13 protein-coding genes and 1 pseudogene are annotated in these 10,380 nt (G+C 38.2%); 5 read left to right on the top strand and 9 right to left on the bottom strand.

Annotated elements, in window-relative coordinates; genetic code table 11:
• Window positions 1-347: 347 nt before the first annotated feature.
• A complete protein-coding gene (locus tag FC66_RS07695) occupies window positions 348-938 on the top strand; it encodes a site-specific integrase (protein ID WP_013102111.1) in 591 nt (196 codons plus the stop codon).
• 183 nt (window positions 939-1,121) lie between these two features.
• Window positions 1,122-1,424 carry a DUF2316 family protein gene (locus FC66_RS07690; protein ID WP_057974801.1) on the top strand — a complete coding sequence of 101 codons (303 nt, stop codon included), beginning with the start codon at window positions 1,122-1,124 and terminating at the stop codon, window positions 1,422-1,424.
• A 302-nt stretch (window positions 1,425-1,726) separates the two neighbouring features.
• Here the strand turns inward: FC66_RS07690 and FC66_RS07925 are convergent.
• The 3 genes from FC66_RS07925 to FC66_RS07670 form a co-directional block, all read right to left on the bottom strand.
• A protein-coding gene (locus FC66_RS07925) for an IS3 family transposase (protein ID WP_146303378.1) occupies window positions 1,727-3,108 on the bottom strand; the annotation gives its coding sequence in 2 pieces (ribosomal slippage) (window positions 1,727-2,655 and window positions 2,655-3,108; 1,383 coding nt in all).
• A gap of 79 nt (window positions 3,109-3,187) precedes the next feature.
• Window positions 3,188-4,522 (bottom strand): dihydrolipoyl dehydrogenase family protein, encoded by a 1,335-nt coding sequence (locus FC66_RS07675; RefSeq protein ID WP_002831210.1) that lies wholly within the window; start codon window positions 4,520-4,522, stop codon window positions 3,188-3,190.
• A 152-nt stretch (window positions 4,523-4,674) separates the two neighbouring features.
• Window positions 4,675-5,091 carry an MFS transporter gene (locus FC66_RS07670; protein ID WP_003680729.1) on the bottom strand — a complete coding sequence of 139 codons (417 nt, stop codon included), beginning with the start codon at window positions 5,089-5,091 and terminating at the stop codon, window positions 4,675-4,677.
• A 103-nt stretch (window positions 5,092-5,194) separates the two neighbouring features.
• On the opposite strand from FC66_RS07670, the pseudogene FC66_RS07665 reads away from it, so the two are divergent.
• A pseudogene (locus FC66_RS07665) lies at window positions 5,195-6,077 on the top strand (IS30 family transposase).
• Between the two features lie 670 nt (window positions 6,078-6,747).
• Here the strand turns inward: FC66_RS07665 and FC66_RS07655 are convergent.
• The 6 genes from FC66_RS07655 to amaP form a co-directional block, all read right to left on the bottom strand.
• Window positions 6,748-6,963, bottom strand: coding sequence for a CsbD family protein (locus FC66_RS07655; RefSeq protein WP_057974798.1), 216 nt, complete (start codon window positions 6,961-6,963; stop codon window positions 6,748-6,750).
• A gap of 197 nt (window positions 6,964-7,160) precedes the next feature.
• Window positions 7,161-7,301, bottom strand: a complete 141-nt coding sequence (locus FC66_RS08095) for a hypothetical protein (RefSeq protein ID WP_003681696.1) — start codon at window positions 7,299-7,301, stop codon at window positions 7,161-7,163.
• 11 nt (window positions 7,302-7,312) lie between these two features.
• Window positions 7,313-7,564 carry a GlsB/YeaQ/YmgE family stress response membrane protein gene (locus FC66_RS07650; RefSeq protein WP_003680323.1) on the bottom strand — a complete coding sequence of 84 codons (252 nt, stop codon included), beginning with the start codon at window positions 7,562-7,564 and terminating at the stop codon, window positions 7,313-7,315.
• Window positions 7,565-7,578: 14 nt separating this feature from the next.
• Complete coding sequence (locus FC66_RS07645) at window positions 7,579-8,121, bottom strand: Asp23/Gls24 family envelope stress response protein (protein WP_041095698.1); 543 nt, start codon at window positions 8,119-8,121, stop codon at window positions 7,579-7,581.
• 27 nt (window positions 8,122-8,148) lie between these two features.
• On the bottom strand, window positions 8,149-8,334 hold the full coding sequence (locus FC66_RS07640; RefSeq protein ID WP_041095700.1) for a DUF2273 domain-containing protein: 186 nt from the start codon (window positions 8,332-8,334) through the stop codon (window positions 8,149-8,151).
• Window positions 8,335-8,345: 11 nt separating this feature from the next.
• Complete coding sequence (amaP, locus tag FC66_RS07635; RefSeq protein WP_041095702.1) at window positions 8,346-8,906, bottom strand: alkaline shock response membrane anchor protein AmaP; 561 nt, start codon at window positions 8,904-8,906, stop codon at window positions 8,346-8,348.
• A 648-nt stretch (window positions 8,907-9,554) separates the two neighbouring features.
• Here amaP and FC66_RS08150 point away from each other — a divergent pair.
• Window positions 9,555-9,686, top strand: coding sequence for a DUF5839 family protein (locus FC66_RS08150; protein ID WP_220096583.1), 132 nt, complete (start codon window positions 9,555-9,557; stop codon window positions 9,684-9,686).
• A gap of 232 nt (window positions 9,687-9,918) precedes the next feature.
• Window positions 9,919-10,374: a KxYKxGKxW signal peptide domain-containing protein gene (locus FC66_RS07625; protein WP_057974796.1), complete on the top strand. Its 456-nt coding sequence runs from the start codon at window positions 9,919-9,921 to the stop codon at window positions 10,372-10,374.
• Window positions 10,375-10,380 lie beyond the last annotated feature (6 nt).

Here is a 10,380-nt window from a genome sequence, read left to right as displayed (position 1 = left end):
AGATTTAAAACTTTGCAACAGAACCAAATACGTCATAACTTACCACCATAAAGCAGTCCAATTAATTTATTGACTTCTAAGTAAAATACCAGGAGTTTTGCTATGAGTTAACTATGATCCTAGGTGGTCACTAAAACATTCCTTAATTTAGGGGCTATAATTACATCAATGACCCCTCGAAAAGACTATTAAAACAGCCCCCCCATTATCTGACTAGTAGATAATGGGGGCTGTTTTTTTGTTAAGTGATATAATAAACCATAAAAGAAGTTTAGAAATACGGTCCTGGTCATTAATAAATAAACAATTTAATTAATTATTTAATTTCAGAAAGGTATATATGAATCATGGTGCAACAAATCGTCCTACCCATCAAAGACTCCAACGTCTTAAAGATGGTACAAGATACACTTCTCGATAGTTTCCGTGCTGGTCGCCGAAATTACACCGTTTTTCAAGTTGGTAAGGCCACGCTACTACGTGTGAGTGATGTCATGACATTAAAAAAATCAGATGTCTATAATCCAGACGGCTCTGTCAAAAATACAGCCTTTATTCATGATAAAAAGACCGGTAAAGCAAACACGTTATATTTAAAGCCTGTTCAGCAAGACTTGTTGCAATATCATGATTGGCTGGTCCAAGAAAATATCAATTCTGAGTGGTTATTCCCCTCGACAGCCCATCATGATCGCCATATCACCGAGAAACAGTTTTATAAAGTGATGGCGCGTGTTGGTGATCTACTAGGTATCAACTATTTAGGCACGCACACCATGCGTAAAACAGGCGCTTATCGTGTCTATACACAGTCAAATTACAATATTGGTTTAGTCATGCACTTATTGAATCACTCAAGCGAAGCCATGACACTGACTTACCTTGGTTTAGATCAAGCTAGCCGTGAAACGATGTTAGACCAAATTGATTTTGGCTAACAAAGAAGCTATAAATGGGCACTCATTGATGATGGTATAGCAGGATTGGCTACCGTTATTTTCTTAAAACACGGTGCATATATGACTGGCGAAAAATTCATATCTGAATAATTAACAACTCTTGTGAATGGCTGACTCAGCCTTCTCGTCAGCATGATTTTAATAGCGAAAGAGAGAAATAAAATGTCTTTAAATTTTATAGAGCGTATCAATAATAGTAAAGAGCTTCGTCAAAATCTAAAATTAAGTCATTTGACTATTGAACATGTAGCCATTGACTTAAATACTTCTGTACAAAAAATCAATCAAATATTAGAACTAGATCACGTCTCACCTGAAGATCCTTGGATTTTGAAAGAACATTTATCGAATAAGCTACAAAGCCAAGGAATAATTGGCTATCCCTATTCAAAACTAGTTGGTGACTTTCGTGCTTATTGGTTTTTGGATACAAAAAAAATAGCCAACCAGCAACTATCAAAATAATTACAGACAAAAATGATCTTATACTCAAAAAATTGTCCATTTTTTAAGTATAAGATCATCTTTTTTCGTTGTATTTTATGTGGTTAATCTCATACCAGCTTGCCCCAGAGGATAGCGTTCTGCATGACATGCTCTCACTGAAGGTGATCATACAATGATAAATTGCCATATCACGGCGTGACCCATTGGTGCAATGTATCATGTACCAAAACAAAAAACCACTAGGGTATACTGAAGTGACATAAAAAAGTTAGGCATTTAGATAAGACCTTTGAAGTGAACCCCAAATATTGGACGAAACTTTAAGCGACTTTCTGGGTTGTAAAAATTCGATATTCAACCGGACTTTTATAACCCAGTTTTGTTTTAATTCTAGAAAAATTGTAATCATTTATCCAAACCGATATTTGTGAAACTAACGTTTCATAGGTATCGGTTTCTTTTTGATAAAAAGCCTCAGCTTTCATAATATGAAAAAAGCTTTCCATTGTTGCATTATCTAAACAAGTTGCTTTGCGAGACATACTTTGAAAAATACGATGTTCTTTTAAAATATTAACCCAATCTTGATGTTGATATTGAAATCCTTGATCTGAGTGGACCGTAGTCCGGTATTTTAAATCCTTAGGGATTTTCTTAACTGCTTGTTTTAAAACGGTTGTTGTAAATTGAACAGTTGGATGTTTACTAATTTGATGTCCTAGAATTTCACCTGAAAATAAATCATAAATACATGTAAAATAGGCACGCTCATCAATCGTTTTGCCTCCCCAACGGATCTCAGTAACGTCTGTCACTAATTTTTGATAAGGTCGATTTGTAAAGAATCGGCGGTTAATCAAATTCTTAGCAACGGTACCAACAGTACCCTTATATGAATTATACTTACGGGTACGTTTGTTAAATGCGGAAGAAAGTAACTGCATTTCACGCATTAAGATTAGCACTTTTTTATGATTTACTAAGAAATTCATTCGGCGTAATTCACCAGTTACACGACGATAACCATATGCCGGATGTTTCTTTTTAATCATTTGAATTGATTGTTTAATAACTTGTTTATCATTGTTGGATGAACCGTCTGGTTCATGACTAATAATGTATTCATAAGTACTCTTAGCCATACCGACGACTTGCAAAATTTTAACTAATTTATGTTTAAGCCTTAGTTCCTTGATGATTTGTGCTTTTTGGCTTCTTCTTCCTGGACTAAGGCTCTTAATTTTTTTAAGTATTCATTCTCAATCTGTAGTAATTCATTTTCTTCTCTAAGCCGTTCTAATTCAGTTTGTTGCTTTTTCTTCGATTGTTTATCAGCTGACATAATTGTTTGCCGTCCTTTGGAACGATATAAGGCATCAGCACCTTCAATCTCCCACGTATGTTGCCATTGCCAAATAGTTCCGACATTTGAGATATTAAAATGAAGTGCAGTTTTCGGATAAGAAGCCTTATTCGTTTTCATCCATTTTAAAACATTCAGCTTGAATGAACCATCAAAAGATTTCTTTGGAGATAGAATATCAAGGCCATTTAGGCCAAAGGCCTTATAACGTTGCACCCAAGAAGAAACCAAAGATTCACTTTTAATTCCATATTTCTTTGATAATAATTTGTAACCTGACGATGATGAAAGATATTCCTGAACAACTTTCACCTTTAATGTTTTAGAATACTTGGTCAATATAAAACCCCCGATATTGGATTTTGGTCCAATACCGGGGGTTCACTTCAAGTCTCCTTAAAAGAGGCTCAGCGTTTTTTTAAATCTGTGACCAGACGTCCGCTCCCAAAGTAGGGAAGAGAGGTACGATGCGGCCTAGTTGTTCAGCTGTATATTGAAACTCAATTGCTGGTAATAAAACGTTAATTGCATCGGCAGCATGTTCACTAACTTCAGCTGCTCCTACAAGATGATGGTCTTGATCGTAAATCAAGGTGTTATCACCAATTGTTTCCTTATCAACTTGGCGGAACCATCCGTCAGGAAGATGATTAGTTTTAATGGTGTAATCAGGATTTTGCTGAGCTTCTTCGACGCTCATACCAACCTGTGCGATTTGTGGTGAGGTAAAGACAATGGTTGGGATGGGCGGATAGTTGATTGCGTCAGTAGTCTTTCCTGTGAAAAGTTGGGTTAAATAACTAGATTCAAAGATCGCAGTCGGGGTGAGCTTAGGCTGTTCTTTATCAAGCACATCACCAGAAGCATAGATGTTATCAATGTTAGTTTGAAGATGATCGTTAACTTCGATCCCGTTAGCATTGTAACTAACGCCTACTTCGTCTAATCCGATGTTTTCGATGTTAGGAATTCGTCCGGTAGCATCCAAAATCCAGTCGGTGGTGAGGGTTTCGTGATCGTTATAAGACACGGTAAAATGAGAACCGTCTTCCTCAAAACGATCCACCTGAGCGTTGTAAATGAACTTCACCCCTCGTTTTTCGAGGTCGGCAATGACTTGTTTTACGTAATCTTGATTAAATTTGCGCAACGCCCGATTATGGCGTAAAAGTACAGTGACGTTCGCGCCGGCAGCATTGGCAATCGTGGCAAATTCCATGCCGATATAGCCCGCGCCAATAATTACGATATTTTCAGGAAGCTGTTTGAGGTTCATAAAATCGGTACTGTCATGCGTAAGTTCTGAGCCCATAACATCTAGATGGTGGGGACGTAGCCCCGTTGCAATCACGATTTTGTCAGCGGTGTAGCGCTGTTGATCCACTTCGATGGTGTGAGCATCAACAAATTTTCCACGACCGTGAATAATTTCGATGTCAACAGAGTCGAGTAAACCAGTAATCATGTCCGGCAAGCCGTCGATGACTTCGTGTTCATGTTCTACATTGGCAGTCCAATCCAGCTTTAAGTCACCATTTACAATGCCATCAAGGCGTTCTTGGTGGCGTAAAAGTTGAACCGGGTTGTCCAGCGTAATTTTCGCGTTGCATCCACGGTTTGGACAAGTTCCCCCGATTTTGTCCGCTTCGATAATGGCGACTTTTTTACCACTATTAGCTAGTGGAACCGCCCCGTCGAAGGCACCATGCCCCGCGCCTAAGTACAAAACATCAAATTGATAACTTTCAGTCATTTAATTACCTCCATCCTAAATTTAGGTGAATAAACAATTACCATTGTTGGCACGAGCATAGCAGAGGATAGTTGCGAGTTGCAAGCGATTGCAACTGAAGAGAACAAAAAGCAATCCTTAACTTTAAATAAGGATTGCTAAAAAATATCTTACTAACGTTTTAATGATTTAATCGATAGCATTGAAATACCACCAATCAAGGAAAAAATAAATGAAACAATAAAAATTCCAGAATAACCAAAAAGACTTATGACGGCAGCGGCTAAAACGGGTGCGATAGCTTGTGTAATTGTATTACCTAAGTTGTAAACACCTAAGAAAAATGCAACACGATTTTGATCGGGGATAACTTTTAAGTTTAATAAATTATCAAGTGCGTTCCATAAGCCCATTCCTAAACCGGTAGCTAAGGCGTAAAGAATAATACCAGTATTATTTCTTAAGAAGAACAGGGAGAGACCTGCAATTGCTAATAAGATAGTTGAGAGACCTACTGGTAATTTCAGTATTTTAAATTTATTAGATAGTGGCCCAGCGACTAATCCCATCAAAATGCCAAAAATAAGCATAATCGGTAGATTGTAAAATTAATCCGAACGCTGTTCGGACAAAAAAGATCAGCTTCCTTTAAAATGGTGTTTACCACAAACCCATCTTTTAGGAGCTGATCTTTTGTCTAGTATAACCTATTCCGAACGAATTAAAATCGAAACCTTTTGTGAACTAGGGCTGTCCAATATCCAAATGGGCGTTCGGCTGAACCGATCACCGTCAACAATTTCTTATGAATTATCTCGATGTCAACCTTATCAGGCTGAATTAGCACAAACAGATGCCGAATACAAGCGATCACGATGTGGTCGGAAAACTAAGCTGGTCACCAGGAATGATTGCTCACGAATTTAAACTAGCTACTAAATCTATTTATAATTGGCTAAATAAGGGGAGAATTGATTTCTCCTTGAATGATCTACCTGAACATGGCGTACGCCAACGGCGTAACGTTGACCAACGATCCAAATATAATCAATCTTTGGGGCGATCAATTGAACAGCGTCCCATGATGATTAATCAACGTAATCGCATCGGCGATTTTGAACTAGATACAGTCGTTGGTCCTCGTGGGCATAGTAAGGCAGTTTTATTAACTTTAATCGATCGCAAATCACGGTTCCTTTGGGCATACCGGTTAAAAGATCGGACGACAGCGACTGTTAATGAAGCACTAACTAAGTTCCTAACCACTTTTAATGGTCCGGTGCACAGCTTTACTGTGGACCGTGGCACTGAGTTTAGTGGGCTAGTATCACTTGAATCACAATATGGTATTAAGACCTATTACTGCCATGCTTATACGCCAGCTGAACGTGGTAGTAATGAACGCTTTAATCGGAATTTACGTTATTTTTATCCTAAAGGGACTCGTTTTGAGCACATTAGTGCTCAAGATTTAACGACGACGTTACTCCAAATTAACCAGCGACCGCTTAAAATACTCGACTGGCAAACACCGTATCAGGTTATGCTGACAAATTTGTCCAAAAATTCGGATTAAATTTGCAATCTACCGAATATCCACTAATAGTGTATATCTATAGTTACATTATTCCACTGCTCAATGGCCTGTATGAAAGTGAAGAGCCAGATTTCACAGAACAATTAAATTCCTATAGTAAAGACTTAGCAAAGGAGATTATTCTTGATTTAATTGGAGCAACGGGTATTGATATACAAGAATTTGATAAATTAGCTATGAAGCTTTAGTTGTACTAATTGCAAATGGGACTACGGAAACTTTTAATAGATTTATCGAAAAGTTCAGCTAATCACTGTTTTTTTTGCATATGGTCAGGAGGTGGCGATATCATGATTAATTCATAGTAAATACGGGTATGAGTTTCCGGAGTGGGCACAGGCGGGTGCTCGGCTCGATAAGATGGTGTAAGGATAATAGACGTCGTGCTAAATAGCGTGGCGTTTTTATTTTGCCCAAAATTTGGAGGTGGCCGGCATGGGCCAGATGGTAAATAGCAGATTTGGCCTTGTCAGTCGCACAGAGACACGTTGCTTGGGTGACTTAGAACATCAGCTTAAAGATGGACGGTGGTAACGTAAAAAGCCGCAGCGACCACATAAGCCGCGTATTACAGTGTGGAGAAAAAACAAGGTAACAAGCGTGAAAAAATAAAAGAAGACCAGATTTTGGTCTTCTTAAAAATGATAATTTATTTATCGTCTTTATCTAACTTTTCCTTTACGTTATCAACCGTATCTTTAACAGCATCTTTGGCATCTGACAGTTTATCTTTAGCCTTACCTAGAATACCTTGACCCTTACCTTCAGCTTCGCGGGCCTTGTCGTTCGTAACCTTGCCTTCAACTTCTTTAGCTTTTCCACTTACCTTATCTTTGGTGCTATCAATTTTGTCATCTAGATTCATAATATAACCTCCCATAATGTATTTGTTACAACAGTATTATTCCACATTTTAATTTGCTTGTCTAATAAGGAGATCCTACAAGAGATAGTGTGAATGACACTTATAAGGTAGATTGCAAATTTAAATATTGATTAACTGATCTTCAATTGCTCAATCATTTACGTTCTAAGAAGCCTAATACAGATAAATTTGGCTAATTATCCATGTAATTTTTGTTGCAATGTATCACCAATGCCATCTACTTTCTTAGCAGCCAAGACGGTGCCACCGATGAGGACACCACCTACAATGAGCGTAGAAGCAATCATAAACTTAAATACACTTTTCAAGACGTCCATAAAATTCCCCCTTACTTTTTACTGGTTCGACCAACAACTAATGAAACAATCAGAACTAAAATAATTGCCCCGATGATCGATGGTATCAATGCCATGCCAGCTAACGAAGGGCCCCAAGTGCCAAGGAGGCCTTGGCCAATCCACGCACCGATTAAACCAGCTACGATATTTGCAATCCAGCCCATAGCAGCACCACGGTTAGTGATTGCGCCAGCAATGGCACCAATGATTGCCCCGACGATTAATGACCAAATAAGTCCCATATTTACTCACCCCCTTAGTTAACACGACTAGATTTATTGTCAGACGTTACTTTATCAACGCTGTCACTTAATGTTTCCTTCGATTTATTTGCGCCCTTACTGACGGCTTCCTTCGTTTTGTCTGTAGCATCGCTCACGCGATCTTGCAGAGAAGTCGAATCTTTTTCATGTTGCTCCTTTGTCTTGACATCAACAACATTCACATTTACCTCAATTACTTCTAAGTCGGTCATATTCTTTACTTCCCGAACGATAACATTTTTGATCTTGTCATACAGTTTAGAAATATCAATGCCGTATTCAGCAACAATGTCGAGATCCACTGCAACCTGCTTTTTTCCAACCTCTACATCAATTCCTGATGTGACATCGGAAGTATTAACTAGTTTTTCAGCAACATTTGCGAAAAAACCGCCATCTACGGTTAATAAGCCATCTACTTCAGAAAGTGCAATACCAATTATTTTTTGAATAACCTTATCATCAAATGTTAAATTGCCTTTAATACCAGACTTTTCGTTAGTTGTTGTTTTTTCACTTGGCGTTCCGTTCTGCATAATTTTTCCTCCTTATAATTCAAACAGTTATTTAAAAACATTTGTTAAGATACCAGTTTTTTGAATATAATAACCCGCGGTAATCCCGATTACCATAAAAATCAAAACAAAAAGCGTCTTTAAAAATCCAAAAGTGATGATAAGGACCGCTAAGAGCAATCCTATAATTCCACCAATTAGTGGCCAAAAATAGGCTTTAATGAGTTCGGTCACGTTATCACCTCCTAGACAACTCGAGATTGATGCACATTAGCGTCCGACTCATTGAAATCAACGAGTCGGATTTTTATTTTTTTCTGTTCAGAAATTCCAAGACAAATACGCAAATCTTTTTTTAATTGATTGAGAAAATTTGCAGTCTGTTTCTTGGCATTGACTGAATTTAGTAGATCACCCGATATTTTAAGTGTGATCCTTTTTCGTGATAACTTAGCTGATACCTTGGGGTTACCAATAAAGGGTTCATGTTGAAGTGCTGAAAGAGCAAAATGCTCAATAGCTTTCTTACTGATGGTAACTTGACCATCAGACTTTTGGTGAAGATATAATGACTGTGACCGTGGCCAAAAAAGTGTGATAATCAATAAAACAATTAACACCGCCGCCAGAATTATCCCACTCCAAAAAAGGTATATCGGTTCGTACTGATCCAACCAATCAAACTTTAATTGCATGGGTGTGCTAGTGCCAATGGCCGTTGACCAATTTTTAAAGACAAGAACTATGGACAAAGGAAATGCAAGGATAATAACAACTACTATTAAAGCCTTAAATATAAATCGCAAATCATCACCACCTTTACCATCATTATAGCAGACAGGTAGTGATGATGAAATTATATGCACTTATAAGAAACCAATTAAAATTTTTATTTGACTAAACCAACCTGGCCACTAGGGTATACCTTATTGGCTTTACTTGGCTGTATGAACTGATGCCACCTGCAATAGTTCAGTAGGATTATCCAAATTAGGCGATATTTATCAAACAGTATGCAAGCTAATTTCGTGCTTGAAGATGGTAAAGGTTTGATATACATGCTGCTGTCACCACACAGAGGTCACCAGCCCCGAATAGCCAGATTCAGTTCCAGGTCTGCCGGACCCAAGACGACGAGCAGGGTTGTTTCAATAATCACCACGAAAGAAGGTTGCCAAGTTTTTGACAAGCATCAACGCTGCAATAAGGACGGTAAGCTAACCGTAACGCCAAAAGCTGATAAAACCGCGGAGTATGCTGGTAACCCAGCAAAACCAACGATGCCAGCGCCTAAGCCAACGGTTACTAAAGTAGTTAAGATGATCCAGACTGGTCATCACCAAACTTAATTTGATCGATTGGTGGCTTGGTTCAAATAATTGCTAGTCTGAGGGCTCAGCACGTGTACTAAACACATTAAGGAATGACTGATGACCAAAATAGGAGGAATCAACATGGCTGATAATGTGTTAATGGCCTATCATATTGTGCATGATCCCGATGATTGGGCGAAACATGTGTTGAATACGAAAAAGTTGTATAAGTGGCGGATCACTGAACAGACGAGAGGGATGCCAGTGATTTAAATTTAAAGTTTAAGTATGCTATTATAATATAAACGTGATTTATTAAGACCACTTAATTAATAATAGGACTTTAGCATGATTTCAAATATTTTCGTGCGAAAGATAGGCCCCATTTAAGGGATATAAGGGGATATTAGTAGTTTCTATTATAATTTAAAAAACCGATAGCCTTAATAAACCGGGATTTTAATGACAACATTTTATTTGAAATAGTGTGAAAGGTAGGTTTTTTATGTTAAGGAATAATTACTTTGGAGAGACTAAAACGCATTATAAACTGTATAAACGCGGTAAGAATTGGGCTGTCATGGGGATTTCATTATTTTCACTGGGATTAGGGATGCTAGTTACCGGCCAGCCAGTGTCAGCTGATGTGACAGCCACCAGCACCTCAAGCAGTGCAGCAAAGGCTGAAACGACCAGTGCAAGTAGTAGCAGTGCAGCAAAGGCTGAAACGACCAGTGCGGGTGGAAACCAGATTGTAGCGCAGACAGCCACTAATGTTTCTAAAAATGATGCAATAGTTACAACTAAGTTTGCTCAAAACTATGATAGAAGGGTATTGGCAGGTTCAGTTACCAATACGGGTTTCTCAGTTAGTGATCCAGATTATCCATCTGGGATGTGGATTGATCCAGATAAATCTCATTACAGTTATGAATGGTTGGGTTCTGTTGCAAAGTTTTAAATAAAG

The sequence above is a fragment of the Dellaglioa algida DSM 15638 genome, assembly GCF_001434695.1.
GTDB lineage: Bacteria > Bacillota > Bacilli > Lactobacillales > Lactobacillaceae > Dellaglioa > Dellaglioa algida.
This window is presented reverse-complemented; position numbering and strand designations above follow the sequence as displayed.